Source organism: Methylocaldum gracile, assembly GCF_053646815.1.
The window spans coordinates 2,737,586-2,752,827 of record NZ_CM132196.1 but is presented as its reverse complement, the minus strand read 5'-3'; the positions used below and the strand labels follow the sequence as shown (position 1 = coordinate 2,752,827).

General features: G+C 56.8%; 11 protein-coding genes. 5 read left to right on the top strand and 6 right to left on the bottom strand.

Annotation, left to right across the window (positions count from 1 at the left end; all coding sequences use genetic code 11):
* Positions 1 to 606 precede the first annotated feature (606 nt).
* Positions 607 to 1,263 carry a response regulator gene (locus ACWJJK_RS12160; protein WP_077729597.1) on the bottom strand — a complete coding sequence of 219 codons (657 nt, stop codon included), beginning with the start codon at positions 1,261 to 1,263 and terminating at the stop codon, positions 607 to 609.
* A 200-nt stretch (positions 1,264 to 1,463) separates the two neighbouring features.
* Between ACWJJK_RS12160 and ACWJJK_RS12155 the strand changes: the two genes are divergently transcribed.
* Together ACWJJK_RS12155 and ACWJJK_RS12150 are read left to right on the top strand one after the other, a co-directional pair.
* Positions 1,464 to 1,844, top strand: a complete 381-nt coding sequence (locus tag ACWJJK_RS12155; RefSeq protein ID WP_168183716.1) for a response regulator — start codon at positions 1,464 to 1,466, stop codon at positions 1,842 to 1,844.
* A gap of 349 nt (positions 1,845 to 2,193) precedes the next feature.
* On the top strand, positions 2,194 to 3,744 hold the full coding sequence (locus ACWJJK_RS12150) for an ABC transporter substrate-binding protein (protein WP_454129043.1): 1,551 nt from the start codon (positions 2,194 to 2,196) through the stop codon (positions 3,742 to 3,744).
* Positions 3,745 to 3,787: 43 nt separating this feature from the next.
* Here the strand turns inward: ACWJJK_RS12150 and ACWJJK_RS12145 are convergent, their stop codons facing one another.
* From ACWJJK_RS12145 to ACWJJK_RS12125, 5 genes are all read right to left on the bottom strand, one after another.
* A complete protein-coding gene (locus ACWJJK_RS12145) occupies positions 3,788 to 5,575 on the bottom strand; it encodes a glycoside hydrolase family 15 protein (RefSeq protein WP_454128115.1) in 1,788 nt (595 codons plus the stop codon).
* Positions 5,576 to 5,659: 84 nt separating this feature from the next.
* On the bottom strand, positions 5,660 to 6,808 hold the full coding sequence (locus ACWJJK_RS12140; protein ID WP_454128114.1) for an ABC transporter ATP-binding protein: 1,149 nt from the start codon (positions 6,806 to 6,808) through the stop codon (positions 5,660 to 5,662).
* Between the two features lie 15 nt (positions 6,809 to 6,823).
* The gene (locus ACWJJK_RS12135) at positions 6,824 to 7,639 is read right to left on the bottom strand and encodes a carbohydrate ABC transporter permease (RefSeq protein WP_166642413.1); all 816 of its coding nucleotides are present in this window, start codon (positions 7,637 to 7,639) and stop codon (positions 6,824 to 6,826) included.
* Positions 7,640 to 7,661: 22 nt separating this feature from the next.
* A complete protein-coding gene (locus ACWJJK_RS12130; protein ID WP_434130334.1) occupies positions 7,662 to 8,525 on the bottom strand; it encodes an ABC transporter permease subunit in 864 nt (287 codons plus the stop codon).
* The gene (locus tag ACWJJK_RS12125; RefSeq protein ID WP_454128113.1) at positions 8,522 to 9,853 is read right to left on the bottom strand and encodes an ABC transporter substrate-binding protein; all 1,332 of its coding nucleotides are present in this window, start codon (positions 9,851 to 9,853) and stop codon (positions 8,522 to 8,524) included. Before ACWJJK_RS12125 ends, ACWJJK_RS12130 begins: the two co-directional genes overlap by 4 nt.
* A gap of 550 nt (positions 9,854 to 10,403) precedes the next feature.
* On the opposite strand from ACWJJK_RS12125, the gene ACWJJK_RS12120 reads away from it, so the two are divergent.
* From ACWJJK_RS12120 to ACWJJK_RS12110, 3 genes are read left to right on the top strand one after another with little or no spacing between them, the layout of a single operon-like run.
* Positions 10,404 to 12,326, top strand: a complete 1,923-nt coding sequence (locus tag ACWJJK_RS12120; protein WP_077729586.1) for a PrkA family serine protein kinase — start codon at positions 10,404 to 10,406, stop codon at positions 12,324 to 12,326.
* A 23-nt stretch (positions 12,327 to 12,349) separates the two neighbouring features.
* Positions 12,350 to 13,612, top strand: coding sequence for a YeaH/YhbH family protein (locus ACWJJK_RS12115; RefSeq protein ID WP_077729585.1), 1,263 nt, complete (start codon positions 12,350 to 12,352; stop codon positions 13,610 to 13,612).
* Entirely contained in the window at positions 13,609 to 15,099 is a 1,491-nt protein-coding gene (locus tag ACWJJK_RS12110; protein ID WP_077729584.1) for a SpoVR family protein, read from the top strand. Before ACWJJK_RS12115 ends, ACWJJK_RS12110 begins: the two co-directional genes overlap by 4 nt.
* Positions 15,100 to 15,242 lie beyond the last annotated feature (143 nt).

Below are 15,242 nucleotides of genomic sequence, written 5' to 3'. Positions count from 1 at the left end.
GCCTTCTTTAATTGCGGAATTGAAAGTGAGTCACCGGGCGTCCGTCTGTGACAAATTACCCAAATGGCTAAACAATCCTTCCCAAATTAGTGCCACGGGTCACATCAACTGTGCCGGACACAATGCCATACCCATTCCGTAACCAATAAGTTTAGTGGATCTTGATTTCCAGGCTTTGTAACCATTCATGCCAGAGCGCGGGGGCCTGCAAGACATTGACGCATAGCGCTATTCTTCAGAGAGTTCCTAAAATTCCCCGTGTCGGCGGTTCGATTCCGTCCTTAGCCACTCCAGCGTGTAAGCTGGCCATCAAGGGGGGATCGTCTGGTTAAGGTATACCCAACCGAGACGGCCAGACTGAGACAGTTTTCCCGTCTCATTAAGGTTGGTCCGGACCATTTGGAACACCGCCAGTCCCTGGTCTAAACCCTACCGACACAGTGGCAACTAACGCGGTCCTGGACCGGATGATTTCAGTCCTGCGGCGATGATGGCAGGCTCAGCGGCCGCAAACTCGGTCCCGGCGCTTCGGATAGTTGCGAATAATCCGGTTCTGAATTTGTGATGAATGCAGTCCTGATCGTTTCCGATTGCGATCCGCTACACCTATCTCAGAACTAACCCCTTCTCGATAGCATATGCAGTCAGTGCCGCCGCGCTATGAAGATCCAGCTTTTTCATTAAGTTCGCGCGGTGAGTTTCCACGGTCTTCACGCTGAGGTGGAGATATTGCGCGATCTCTTTGTTTTTATGGCCCTCGCCGATCAGTTTCAAAAGCTCTCGCTCCCGATGGGTCAAGCTGTCCCATGCTGACCGAGGCTCTTCCGCGCTCTTGACTTGCAGATACCCCTTTATGATTTTCCCTGAGACGCTCGGACTTAAATAGGTCTTCCCGATCAATACACTGCGGATGGCGATGCGTAGTTCCGCATGAGTGGCATCCTTTAGAACATAGCCATCTGCGCCGGATCTCAGGGCCGCAAGGATGTATTCTTCGACATCGTGCACGGTCAGTACCAGGATCTTCGATTGCGGCGCTCGTTTTTTGATTTCTTGGATGGCCTCCAAGCCCCCTAGCTTGGGCATGGACAGGTCCAGCAAGATGAGATCCGCAATGATTTCGCGACACCGCCGGATGAGTTCGATGCCGTTATGGACTTCGCAGACGACTTCCAGATCCCGATCTTGCGACAAGAGCATCCGTAATCCTTCCCGCAAAATCGTATGGTCTTCGGCTATGCAGATTCGTTTTTTTTCTTCCATGGCAAAACGCTACTTTGTTTTCGCTCATCTTCTACGGCGAAGAAGCCGAACCAAATAAGCAAAACTCCTTAGTGCCGGAAACAAAGCGAGCGTGTACGGTCAAATGATCGGATAAGCAGCGCGTTGGATGCTTGAACAGGATTTCTTTTCGACGCGCAAAGGGATATGTGCTTTCCGCATTTTTCAAGGAACTCGCGGTCGTGTGCAAAATATTAATCGTCGATGACAACGCGTCTTTTCGGCGCTTTCTTAAAGCGTTTCTCAGCGATCAGTTCGCTCACCTCGGCATTGTCGAAGCCGAGAACGGTGCAGCAGCGATGAGAATAATCGACGGAGTCAGGCCCGACCTGATTTTCATGGATCTCAAGCTGCCCGGCGAAAACGGTCTCGTACTGACCCGCAAGATAAAGACAATTTATTCTCCCGCCATCGTCATTCTGACCAGCTACGACGCGGTCGAGTATCGTGAAGCCGCTTCGGCATGCGGCGCCGATTATTTCCTGGCCAAGGATGCGGCAAGCGGCGCTGAAGTCTTCTCGTTGACCCAGTCGTTTTTGTCGGGTCTTCCGCCACAACTCTAGTCTTATTCGTTTCTCACGGTTCTACTAACGGCTGCCCGGCAGCCGGCAGCTATTCCATTGCCCCCTCAAAGGAGAGCATCAATGGGATAGGCTCGAAAATGCGGACCTTATCGATGAGATGGATCGATAAGCGGCGTTTACTCTTGATCGGCGACGGGCGCCGACGGCTGTGGACTCGTCTCTATGGCTTTCAAGGCGTGAAAAAAGTCATGGCCAGATCGACATGCTCGCGAGGTCCGGTTCGCTAGCGCGGGTTGAGGTGAAGCCCGATACATTAGCGGACCGACTATCGCAATAAAGATAAGAGGGCGCGAGTTGGGTGGCGTCGTGATTAAGCCTTGTGAGCAGCATGCAAAGGGATAGGCTCCGAATCAGCATCAGGGCGTACCTGGCAACTATATCCCTGTTCCTTTTCGAATCGGCTGCCGGCGCACAGCAACTGACGCCGGCGGAAACGCGCGGAAAGCACATTTATCTCCAGGGCGAAAGCCTGTCCGGAACGCCCGTTACAGCGCTGATGGGCGACGACGATGCGGAACTGAACGGACGCGCGCTTCCTTGTGCCAACTGCCATGGCAAGGACGGTCTCGGACGGGCCGAAGGTGGCCTGACACCGTCCAACATCACCTGGACCAATCTCGCCAAGCCTTACGGCCACGCCCATTCCTACGGGCGAACACATCCGCCGTTCACCGACGAAACACTTGCACGGGCTATTACGCAAGGCCTCGACCCGGCGCGCAACAAGCTTGATAAAGGCATGCCGCGGTACCGAATGTCGGTTCGGGATCTCGCGGATTTGATCGCTTATATCAAGCGCATCGAGGGCGACCACGATTCTGGGCTGAGCGACAGCATCATCCGTGTAGGAGTGTTGATTCCGGCCGATCAAAAGGGCGAGAGAATACGGCGGGTCATTACCGCCTATTTCCGAGCGCGAAATAACGAGGGCGGCTATTTCGGCCGAACCGTAGAGCCGGTGTTTCTTGACGGCGAAAAATCTGGCTCCGGGTTGAGAACATCGATCGAGGAGAAGAATGTGTTCGCCATTTTCGGATTCGCTTCCCCTCGAGCACAAGCCGATCTTGCCGATATAGCAAAAGCGTTGCGCATCCCGATAATCGAGCCTTCTCCGGAGTTTCCGGATCCCGAGCGCGCAGTCAATCCGTTTACGTTTTATCTGCTGTCCGGGATAAGCGAGCAGAGTCTACTGTTGGCTGATTACACGGCTCGCGTTCTCGCCAAGCGCGGCTTCGTTCTTGCGAGCGTTCACGGTCCGGGAGCAGTATCGAGTATGCTGACTCAGCGCATTCTTAAACGCATTCGAAGTAAAAACCTCGGAACTCTGGAACCTATCGAATATGTCGGAACCCGCGGGCACGCCGAGGAGACTGTCAACGCCCTTCGCCAGCGTCGCGTGCGGGCCGTCATTTTTTTAGGTACGGACGATGAACTCGGGGAGTTTTACCGGAGTGCACTGAAAACGACCTGGAGACCATGGGTGTTACTGCCCGGTGCCCTGGCCGGGACGTCGGTGCTTCAGGCACCACCGGATTTTCGTCAACGTCTGCTGATCGGTTATCCGACACTTCCCCGCGACCGTGCGCCCGGGAAGATCGCCGAACTTGCGGTCCTCGCCGGTACGCAGTCGCCTGAGCATTCGGAGGTCGTCACCTATGTTATGGCCCGCTTATTCGAAGAAGGGCTGCGGCGTGCCGGCCGGCGCTTGGGAAGAGATAGCTTCATGTCCGCACTGAAAAACCTGAACGGCTACGATACCGGTTTGCTCCCGCCAATTTCATTTGGGGACCGTCGGTGGCTCGGGGTGGCCGGAGCATACGTCGTATCTCTTGACCCGGCATCGCCAACACAGGCGACGTGGGTCGAAGACGACAACTGATCATGCACGAGTTCCGGGAGAACGCTTTCATTAAGAAGCCTTGTTAAAACGCTTCCTCCCAAGACTTGGACAGAACCATGGCCGAGTGAATGATCCCGACCATGGAATAGGTCTGCGGGAAATTGCCCCACATTTCGCCGGTTTGCGGATCGGTGTCTTCGGACAAGAGCCCAAGATGGTTCCGGCAGTTGAGCATTTCCTCGAACATGGCGCGGGCGTCTTCCTTTCTGCCGATGGCCGCCAAAGCGCCGATCATCCAAAAGGTGCAGATATTGAAGGCGTTTTGCGGTGCGCCGAAGTCGTCCGGTTCCACATACCGCATCATGTGATTGCCGCGCCGCAATTCCTTTTCCACCGCCTCGACGGTACCGATGAAGCTGGGATCATCCGCAGCTAGGAACTGAAGGTCATGGAGGAGCAAAAGGCTCGCATCGAGTTCGGAGCCGCCGAAGCTTCCGACGAAGGTATTGCGTCCGGAATCGTACGCCTGCTCCATGATTTCGGTCCGAATCCGTTCTGCCTGGGAGCGCCAGTACTGGGCGCGGTCGTGCAGTTCCATGTGATCGGCGATGCGGGCCAAACGATCGCAGCCGGCCCAGCACATCACTGCCGAAAAGGTATGGATGCGAGCGAACCCGCGGAATTCCCAGAGACTCGCATCCGGTACGTTATACAGCCTGGTGCATTGGCGGCCGAGATTTTCCAGGCGTTCGAAAAGACGCTGATCTCCAGGATGCGCGAGGCGGCGGTCGAAGAAGGCCTGGGTGGCGGCCATGATCACGCTGCCGTAGATGTCGTTCTGGATGTGCTCATAGGCCTGATTCCCGACCCGTACCGGCCTGTGATTCCGATAGCCCCTGAGAGAGCTGATCCGGCATTCGATCAATTTTTTCTCCAGGGCGATGCCGTAGACCGGCTGAAGCAGGCTATCGTCGGCCTCGGCCGCGATATTCGAGATATAGTCCAGATATTCCTCCATGGTTCCGGTCGCGCCAAGCCGGTTTAGGGCGCTCACGACGAAATAGGCGTCGCGCAGCCAGCAATAGCGATAATCCCAATTGCGTTCCGTGCCGGCCGCTTCGGGGATGGATGTGGTCATGGCGGCAATGACGGCACCGGTTTCCTCGAAACAGCACAGCTTGAGGGTGATGGCGGCGCGGATCACGGCCTTCTGCCATTCGAAAGGAATGGACAGCGATCGGGTCCATTCGCGCCAATACAGCAGGGTTTGCTCGTAGCTTTCGCGGGTTGCTTCGGCCACCGTATAACGCAGCGGTTCGTCGGGACCGAAGGTGATCGCCGAAGGTTCCTCCAGCAGAAAGGGCGTCTCGTCCAATATGTAGGAAACCGGCATGTCGGTGCTCATGCGGAAACACATACCGGGAGCGACGAACTGGATATAGTTGGACCCCTGGATGGTTTGCATGGGTTTGACGCCGTAGTCGTAGGTCGGCCGCACTCTGACGGAAATCCGCGGCGTGCCGTTGATCGGCTGAAGCCTTCTGATCAGCCGTTGCGAACGATGCATATGGCCGTACCGTCGGAAACGCGGGGCAAAGTCGGTAATTTGCACCGCAGCGCCGTGCTGATCGTAAAGCGTGGTTACCAGGATAGCGGTGTTGTGCTCGTAGTGCTGTTCGCTATGGGAGAAATCATCGATCACGATGTCGAAGAACCCTTCCTGCACCTCGTCCTCATCGCCGTTGATCAGGCTGCAAAAAATCGGATCGCCGTCGAAACGGGGCAAGCAGCACCAGACGACACGCCCCTTGCGGTCGATCAGTGCGCTGTACATGCAGTTGCCGATAATGCCGAGTTCGAGGTTGCTCATAGCGGTTCCCTATACGTTTTGATCGTTTCAAACATGCCCGTCGCGGGCGCCACATCACCGAAGGCGCTTCGACAGACTGTCGTTTCAATGGTTCCGCAAAAAATTTTCGCCGGTATCGGCGTCGAACAGTTGAATCTTCGTGGCGTCGAAAGTCAGCTCGATCCTATCGCCGCGTTTCAGCCGGAGGTCGGGAGGCACTCGGACAATCAGAACCAGTCCAGCTGGATGAGTTCCCGGCTCGACAACCGCCGATTTGTCCCTGGATGGCCGGAGTGACGGGGCCGGCTGAACATGAAGATAAAGATCCGCGCCCAGCCATTCGACCGAAATGATTTCAGCCGGAAAAACGGGGCCGGCTCTACGCGACGTTCCCGGCAAACAAAAATGTTCCGGACGGATGCCGGCGACGACGTAGCGGTTGCTCAGGCGCTCTAACGGAAAGGAAGGCGGCAGGGGGCAAGGCCCCATAGGCAGCAGCACGCCGGTATCGCCGATCTCGGCATTCAGGAAGTTCATCGACGGCGATCCGATGAAGCCCGCCACGAATTCGTTACGGGGCGTCTCGTACAGTTCCTTCGGCGTTCCGATCTGCTGGACTTCTCCGCTTCGCAATATCGCCACACGATCGCCCAGCACCATGGCTTCGGTTTGGTCGTGAGTGACGTAAACGGTCGTGATGCCCAGCCTTTCCTGGAGGGCCGCGATCTCGGTGCGCATTTGAACGCGCAGCCGAGCATCGAGATTCGATAGGGGCTCGTCCAACAAGAACACCTGGGGTCTTCGCACGATCGCTCGTCCCATGGCTACCCGCTGGCGCTGTCCTCCGGACAGGTCCGAAGGTTTGCGGTCGAGCAGCGGGTCCAGTTGGAGGATGGCCGCGACCTCGTCCACCCGCCGCTTGATTTCGTCCCGCGCCAGTTTGGCCAATTTGAGCGGAAACGAGATGTTCTCCCTGACCGTCATATGGGGGTAGAGCGCATAGCTTTGGAATACCATCGCCATGTTGCGGTCCTTGGGGTCGAGTTCATTGATCCTGTTGCCGTCGACCCGGATTTCGCCCTCGGTGATGTCTTCCAGACCGACGATCATGTTCAGCAGGGTCGACTTGCCGCAGCCTGACGGTCCCACGAGAATGAAAAACTCGCCGTCCTTGACGGTGAAATTTGCCTTTCTGATCGCCCAGGCCCCACCGGCAAAGCGTTTGCTCACGTGATCGAAGACGATTTCGGCCATTTTTGCTACTCCCGGTCATCCTTTGACGGCACCGGCCGTAAGTCCGGCAATGATGCGGCGCTGGAACATCAGGACCAGTGCGATGATCGGTATCGTGACCACTACGGAAGCGGCGGCGATGGAACCGGTAGGCAGCTCGAATTGGGAACTTCCCGTAAAAAACGCGATGGCGACCGGCACGGTGCGGGCCCGATCCGTGGACGTGAGGGACGCGGCGAACAAAAAATCGTTCCACGCGAAAATGAAGACCAAGATGGCCGAAGCGACGATTCCCGGCGCCACCAGCGGCAAGATGACGAGCCGAAAGGCTTGCGACGGGGTGGCGCCGTCGACCCGTGCGGCTCGCTCCAGGTCCCACGGGATTTCGCGAAAAAAAGCGGTCAAGGTCCAAATGGCGAGCGGCAAGGTGAAGCTCAGATAGGGAAGGATCAAGCCCGGCCAGGTGTCGAAAAGACGCAGCGTGCGCCAGAGTTCGAACAAGGGACCGACCACGGATATCGGCGGAAACATGGCTACTGCGAGCGTGCCGTAAAAAATCCAGTGTTTGCCGCGAAAGTCGAGCCGAACGATGGCGTACGCCGCAAAGATGGCGATTATTATGGACAACCCGGTGGCGATCGAAGCGATGCCCACGGAGTTCAAGAGCGCCGCCGGAAATTGCGGGTCGTTAAAGACCGTTCGGTAGTGCTCGAGACTGAGCGTGTCCGGGAAAAAACGCGCATTGCCGAGTTCGCGCCCAGGCTTGAGCGACAGCGATATGATCCAAATCACGGGCAACAAGGCGTAAGTAACAACGAGGAGACTTCCCAAGGCGCCGAGGAATCCGTCCATACCTGCGAATCGTATTCGCATGTCACCGTCCCGTGCGGAGCAAGGGCGTTCCGAAGCTCTTGGTGAAGAGCAGAGCGATCGCGAGCGTGCACAGAAAAATCAGCACCGATACCGCCGAACCCAAACCCAGGTTGAGACGGGCAATCAGCGTGTTGTATCCAATCACCGATACCGATTCGGTGCCATGCGCGCCGCGTGTCAGAACATAGACCGAATCGAAGATGCGAAAAGCATCCAAGGTCCGGAACAGCAGCGCCACCAAGATGGACGGTTTCATCAAGGGCAGGGTAATGAGACGGAAGCGCTGTAAGGCGGATGCTCCGTCGACCCGAGCCGCCCTGAGCACATCATCCGGAATGAGGCTCAGGCCGGCCAGCAGCAAAAGAGCCATGAACGGTGTGGTTTTCCAGATCTCGCTGAGTATGATGACGCCGAATGCCGACCAGCGTTCGTTGAGCCAGGCTCGATCGACGCCGAGCAGGCTGTTGACGAATCCGGTGGTCGGATCGAATGCGAACTTCCAGGCGAGAGCTGCTACCACGGTGATGATGGCGTAAGGCACCAAAGCCGCCGAACGGACCGTTCGGCGTCCGAACACGGCTTTATGCATGAGCAGTGCGAGAGCGAAGCCGAGCACCAGCTCGAAAAAAACCGAAATGGTCGTGATCAGAAGCGTATTTCCAAGCGCCTGCCACCATACTTCCGAACTTAATACGCTGAAGTAGTTGCCGATGCCTATGAAATCGGGCGGAGCCGCGTGGCGTAGGTCGTAGCGGTAAAGCGAGAGCCGGACGGCATCGAGAATGGGATAGGCCGTAACCAAAGCCATCGCGGCTAGAGCCGGGGTGCAAAAAAGCCATCCTTTGACGTTCTGGACACGCCTCATAGCAAGCCTTCCGAACGCAATGCTCGTTGCACGGCTTTCCGCAAGCGAGTCGTATCCCGGTCCGGCTCGATGTCGCGCATGGGATGAAGGGTGCGGCTGATGGCGAGGGACACGTCGGCGTAGAGCGGCGTTTGAGGACGTTCCACCGCATCGTTCAAGGCCGCTCGCAGCACATCCGCGAACGGCAGCCGGCGACGCACGGCCGGATCGTTATAAAGGGCGGACACGGTGGGTGGAAGTCCCCCGCGTTGTGCGGCGATCCGCTGATTATCCCTGCTTGCTAGGCATTCGGCCGCGTCGAAGGCGAGTTCGGGATAACGCGAGTAGGTGCTGACGGCGAGATCGATGCCTCCGACCGTCACCCGGCTGGGCCGGCCGGGCAGAAGCGCGGGCCAGCGTGCCCAGCCCATGTTCGCCGCGACGTCGGGCGCGTTCTGCCGAGCGCTGGGCCAGACGAAGGTATAGTTGAGCATGAATGCCGAATTGCCGGTCTCGAAAGCCAGCCGCGCCTGGTCTTCGCGGCTGGTGGACAGCCCCGGATCGGCCGCGGGAGAAGTCGCCAACCGCTTCATCGCCTGAAGAGCTTTACGGGTGGGTTCGGGCTCCAGGGAGACCTGCTGTCCCCTAGCATCCAGGACCGTGCCCCCGGCCGAGGCGAGCAGGGATACAAAAAGGACGGTCAGCCCCTCATAGCGTTCGCCCTGAACCTGAATCCGGCCATTCCTGCCCAACTTCTCGGCCGAATCGATCATCTCGTCCCAGGTATCCGGCGGTGTCGGGACACGGTCGGTTCGATACCAGAGCAATTGGACATTGGTCGTGAAAGGCGTCGCCCAGAACACATTCTTATAAGTAGCGGTTTGAACCGTTATCGGAAACCGACCGGCTGAAGCCCGGCGGGTCGATCTCATCGGCCATTCCCGTATCCAGCCCGCTTCGGCGAATTCGGCGGTCCAGATCACGTCCATCCCGATGATGTCGATAGATTCGTCGCCTGCAGCCAGGCGGCGCGTCAATTGCTCCCTTTGCTGATCGGCATCGGCCGGCAGAGAGACGACATCGATGCGATAGCGGTCTTTTGCGAATTCGGTGCAGCGCCGGGCGGCTTCTCGGAAGGCGCCGGAAGGTTCGTCGAACACATACCAGGTCAAATGAGGCGGTCCGACGGGTTCCGGATTGCGGCAGGACCACACCGGCAAACCGAGGGACAGAAGAAACAGCAGGCGCAGTAGCGCGATCGAGCACCGCGACGAGATGCGGGCCGGCCACTTGTTGACTTGAAAAAACCGTCCCGCTCTCAGGCGGTAGACGCCCATCCGGAAGTCCATTCTCCTCGGAGTTCAAACGTGCTTGTGGCCCGAAGTGGAACATCGGCACAGGTTTCGTGTCAAGTGTGGCTGAGCATTGCAAATGATCGAGAAGATGGTGCCGTTTATTGGAAATACGCTTCCCGGCATAAACTCGGGTGTTTAGCGTCGAACGTATGGCCGACGATTAATTCTAAACTAATAAGAGGACAATACAGCGGAGTGGGCTCGAGTCCGGCCATCGCTAAGTATTGTGTATCGCTCGGCAAGCAGTGCGAAACAGTTTTGTTACATGCTCGATGAGGTTCTCTTTGGCATAAAGTTTTTCTTGGGTGTCTCGCAGCCGAGGAACCGAAATATGTTAGGCTACGTCTTAGCGGTAAGAGCCGCGAGCGCCGCATTTATTGCATAGTGCGGATGGATGAGAAAGCCACGTTCGCTATGATAGGGACAGTTAATACGCTCGTTGTCTCAACCAGCAAAATATCGAACGAGGCAGCTTGCGGTCCTCTCGCCGGAGACGTTAAGACCTTTTTGAGCATCTGCTGATTGCAGAGGAGACCTCGCATCTATGGGTATCTTCGATCACTATCAATCCCGCTATGAAAAAGCGCGCGAAGAAGAGTATTCGCTTCAGGAATATCTAGAAATTTGCCGTAAGGATCCGACGGCCTACGCCAGTCCAGCCGAGCGTATGCTGATCGCCATCGGCGAACCCGAGTTGGTCGACACCCGGCTCGATCCGCGCCTTTCACGCATTTTCGCCAATAAAGTCATCAAGCGCTATCCGGCTTTTGCCGATTTTTACGGCATGGAGGAAACCATTGAGCAGATGGTGGCATTTTTCCGCCACGCCGCTCAGGGGCTGGAAGAGCGCAAACAGATTCTGTACTTGCTGGGCCCGGTCGGAGGCGGCAAGTCTTCGCTGGCCGAGAAGTTGAAGCACCTCATGGAGCAGGTGCCGTTTTACGCCATCAAGGGTTCGCCCATCAACGAATCGCCGCTGGGACTGTTCGACCCCGAAGAGGACGGTCCGATTCTCGAAAACGAATACGGTATCCCGCGCCGTTACTTCAATACGATCATGTCGCCTTGGGCGGTGAAACGCCTGCACGAGTACAACGGCGATATCACCAAATTCCGCGTCGTCAAGGTGCGCCCGTCCATGTTGGATCAGCGGGCGGTGTCGAAGACCGAACCGGGCGACGAAAACAACCAGGACATCTCGTCCTTGGTCGGCAAGGTCGACATCCGGAAGCTGGAGCGCTTCAGCCAGGACGATCCGGATGCCTACAGCTTCTCGGGCGGCCTTTGCCTCGGCAACCGAGGTATCATGGAATTCGTGGAGATGTTCAAGGCGCCGATCAAGGTGCTGCATCCTCTCCTGACGGCGACCCAGGAGGGCAATTACAAAGGTACCGAAGGGCTTTCGGCCATTCCGTTCGAGGGCATCATCATGGCCCATTCGAACGAGTCCGAGTGGTTGCAGTTCAAGAACAACAAGAACAACGAGGCGTTTCTGGACCGTGTCTATGTGGTCAAAGTGCCTTATTGCCTAAGGGTTTCAGAAGAGATCAAGATTTACGAGAAACTCTTGATCCACAGTTCGCTGTCCGATTCGCCCTGCGCACCCCACACACTGAAAATGCTGGCGCAGTTCGCGGTGCTGTCGAGGCTTAAAGAACCGGAGAACTCCAATGTTTACTCGAAAATGCGGGTTTACGACGGCGAGAACCTGAAGGACACCGATCCCAAGGCGAAATCCTATCAGGAATACCGGGACTTCGCGGGCGTGGACGAAGGGATGACCGGGCTTTCCACGCGCTTCGCGTTCAAGATCCTGTCGAAAGTGTTCAACTTCGACCATTCCGAAGTCGCGGCGAATCCGGTTCACTTGCTGTATACGCTGGAACAGCAGATCACGCAGGAGCAATTCCCGCCGGAGGTGCAGGAGCGTTATCTGCGCTTCATCAAGGAATTCCTGGTGCCGCGCTATGTGGATTTCATCGGCAAGGAAATCCAGACCGCTTACCTGGAATCGTATTCCGAGTACGGACAGAACATCTTCGACCGGTATGTTACGTACGCCGACTACTGGATACAGGATCAGGAATACCGCGATCCGGATACCGGCGAGAGTTTCGACCGCAGGGCGCTCAACGAGGAACTCGAAAAGATCGAAAAACCGGCAGGCATCAGCAATCCCAAGGATTTCCGCAATGAAGTGGTGAACTTCGTGCTGCGTGCCCGCGCCAAGAACGCCGGCAAGAATCCGGCCTGGACCAGCTATGAAAAGCTGCGTGCGGTCATCGAGAAGAAGATGTTCGCCAATACGGAAGAACTGCTGCCGGTGATCTCCTTCAACGCCAAGGCGTCGCTGGACGATCAGAAGAAACATGAGGAATTCGTGAACCGCATGGTTCACAAAGGGTACACGCCCAAGCAGGTGCGGCTGTTGTGCGAATGGTATCTCAGGGTGCGCAAGTCCTCTTAACCGAGCGATAGGTATTCAAGCCCATGAGTCAATTTATAGACCGCCGCTTAAACCCCAAGAACAAGAGCGCTGTCAATCGGCAGCGCTTTCTCCAACGCTTCCGCGGTCAGATTCGCAAGGCCGTTGCCGATGCCGTCGCGAAGCGGTCGGTAACGGACGTAGACCGTGGCGAAAAGATTCAGATTCCGACCAAGGATATTTCGGAACCGACGTTTCGGCATGGCCAAGGCGGGCGGCGGGAGGTCGTTCAACCCGGCAATAAGGAGTTTATAGCGGGCGACAAGGTACCCCGTCCGGAAGGCGAGGAGGGCGGTTCGGGCAACCGTGCCAGCGATACCGGCGAGGGCATGGACGAATTCGTTTTCGAATTGTCGCGCGAAGAGTTCTTGGAATTCATTTTCGAAGATCTCGAGCTGCCGAACATGGTGAAGCGGCAACTGGCGAGAGAAGCCACTTTCAAGAGTCAGCACGCGGGTTTTACCAGCGACGGATCGCCCTCGAACCTGCACGTCATCCGCTCGATGCGGGAGGCCTTGGCGCGCCGCACGGCCTTGCGCGCGCCATCGGCGGACCGGAAGCGGGAGCTGGAAGTCGAACTCGCGGCTTTGCTAACTGGCGGTGAGCCTGACGAGGAGCGTATCGCCGCATTGAGCGAGGAGATCGCCCTGCTGGAGCGCAGGATTCGGGCAGTGCCGTTCCTCGACACCATCGATCTCCGTTACCGAAACCGCATTCAAGTTCCGAAGCCCAGCACCCAGGCCGTGATGTTTTGCCTCATGGACGTCTCCGGTTCCATGGACGAGGTGAAAAAGAATCTTGCGAAACGTTTTTTCTTGTTGCTTTACTTGTTTCTTACGCGAAATTACGAAAAGACGGACGTGGTTTTCATTCGTCATCATACGGTGGCGCTGGAGGTGGATGAACAGGATTTCTTCTATTCGCGGGAAACCGGTGGGACCGTTGTGTCGAGCGCACTCGAGTTGATGAAGGACATCATCCGCGACCGCTACCCCTCGGGCGACTGGAACATCTACGGCGCCCAGGCGTCGGACGGCGACAACTGGCCCGAGGACTCGACGAATTGTTCGCGCTTGCTGATCGAAGACATCATGGCGAGCGTGCAGTATTACGCCTATATCGAGATCAACAACCACGAGCCCCACAGCCTGTGGATGGAATACGAAAAAGTGGCGGAATACTGGCCCAACTTTGCCATGCAGCCGATTTATAGCGCGGCGGACATTTATCCGGTCTTTAGAGAACTCTTCAAGAAGCAGCAGGCATGAGCCGCAAACCCCTTTCAGAAGGCTCCGAATGGACTTTCGAACTCCTTCAGAGCTATGACACCGAGATCGCCCGAATCGCGGCGGGTTTCGGCCTGGACACTTATCCCAACCAAATCGAGATCATCACCTCGGAACAGATGATGGACTGCTATTCGAGCACGGGCATGCCGGTGTTCTACCCGCATTGGTCCTTCGGCAAGCAGTTTCTGACCGTCGAGAAAAGCTATCGGCGCGGATACATGGGGCTGGCCTACGAGCTGGTCATCAATTCCAACCCGTGTATCGCCTATCTCATGGAGGAGAACAGCATGACCATGCAGGCGCTGGTCATCGCGCATGCCTGTTATGGCCATAACTCCTTCTTCAAAAACAATTATTTGTTCAAGACCTGGACCAATGCCGACGCCATCATCGATTACCTGGTGTTCGCCCGGAACTACATCGCGGAATGCGAAGAACGTTACGGCGTCTCGGCCGTAGAGGAGCTGCTGGATTCCTGTCATGCCTTGATGAACTACGGCGTGGACCGTTACCGCCGGCCGCCGGCGCTTTCGATAACCGAGGAGAAGCATAGGCAGAAAGAGCGGGAGGAATATCTTCAGTCGCAGATTAACGATTTATGGCTGCGCACCGTTCCAAAGAAGGAAAGATACTTCCAGGAGCAAGCCCATCAGTTTCCGGCCGAACCCGAGGAAAATCTCCTTTATTTCTTCGAGAAGAACGCGCCGCTGCTGGAGTCTTGGCAGCGGGAAATCATTCGAATCGTCCGCAAGATCGCGCAATATCTCTATCCCCAGCGTCAAACCAAGGTAATGAACGAGGGTTGGGCGACCTTCTGGCACTACACCCTTCTGAACAGGCTCTATGACGAAGGCTTGGTGACCGACGGATTCATGCTGGAATTCCTGCAATCGCATACCAACGTCATCAGCCAGCCGCCGTATTACAGCAATCACTTTTCGGGACTCAATCCTTATGCCTTGGGATTCGCCATGATGAGCGACATTCGGCGGATCTGCGAACATCCCGCCGACGAAGATCGGAAATGGTTCCCCGATCTTGTGGATACCGATTGGACCAAGACGCTGGACTTCGCCATGCGCAATTTCAAGGACGAGAGTTTCATCGCCCAATACCTCTCGCCCAAGGTCATTCGGGATTTCAAGCTGTTCAGCGTGCTGGACGACGATTTGAACGACGAACTGGAAATCACCCACATTCACGACGAGGACGGCTATCGAGCCGTTCGCCACGTGCTTTCGGATCAGTACAACCTCGGCAACCTGGAGCCCAGCATTCAGGTCTACCGGGTGGACACCCGAGGAGACCGGTCGTTGACCCTGCGGCATTATCAGCATCATCGCCGCCCCTTGGGAGAGAGCACCAACGAGATGCTGCGGCATGTGCGCCGGCTGTGGGGATTCAAGGCGAGACTCGAAACGGTGGACGAGAACGGACGGATCCAGAAATCGTACGAATGCGACTGACCAGGAGGCGTCCGCGGCCGGACGGGCGGGGAAGGTAATGGTCGATAGAGATGTTCTCGAATCATCGACCTGACGGCTCGGCGGAGCTGCGGACACGCGATTGGATGCCGTTACGGCGTCGGACAGGGCTTGAAAGAACACCC

Excerpts from the sequence above, each read along its gene's own strand:
- ACWJJK_RS12160 (WP_077729597.1), bottom strand. The coding sequence starts at position 1,263 with ATGGAAGAAAAAAAACGAATCTGCATAGCCGAAGACCATACGATTTTG.
- ACWJJK_RS12150 (WP_454129043.1), top strand. The coding sequence starts at position 2,194 with ATGCAAAGGGATAGGCTCCGAATCAGCATCAGGGCGTACCTGGCAACT.
- ACWJJK_RS12145 (WP_454128115.1), bottom strand. The coding sequence starts at position 5,575 with ATGAGCAACCTCGAACTCGGCATTATCGGCAACTGCATGTACAGCGCA.
- ACWJJK_RS12140 (WP_454128114.1), bottom strand. The coding sequence starts at position 6,808 with ATGGCCGAAATCGTCTTCGATCACGTGAGCAAACGCTTTGCCGGTGGG.
- ACWJJK_RS12135 (WP_166642413.1), bottom strand. The coding sequence starts at position 7,639 with ATGGACGGATTCCTCGGCGCCTTGGGAAGTCTCCTCGTTGTTACTTAC.
- ACWJJK_RS12130 (WP_434130334.1), bottom strand. The coding sequence starts at position 8,525 with ATGAGGCGTGTCCAGAACGTCAAAGGATGGCTTTTTTGCACCCCGGCT.
- ACWJJK_RS12125 (WP_454128113.1), bottom strand. The coding sequence starts at position 9,853 with ATGGACTTCCGGATGGGCGTCTACCGCCTGAGAGCGGGACGGTTTTTT.
- ACWJJK_RS12120 (WP_077729586.1), top strand. The coding sequence starts at position 10,404 with ATGGGTATCTTCGATCACTATCAATCCCGCTATGAAAAAGCGCGCGAA.
- ACWJJK_RS12115 (WP_077729585.1), top strand. The coding sequence starts at position 12,350 with ATGAGTCAATTTATAGACCGCCGCTTAAACCCCAAGAACAAGAGCGCT.
- ACWJJK_RS12110 (WP_077729584.1), top strand. The coding sequence starts at position 13,609 with ATGAGCCGCAAACCCCTTTCAGAAGGCTCCGAATGGACTTTCGAACTC.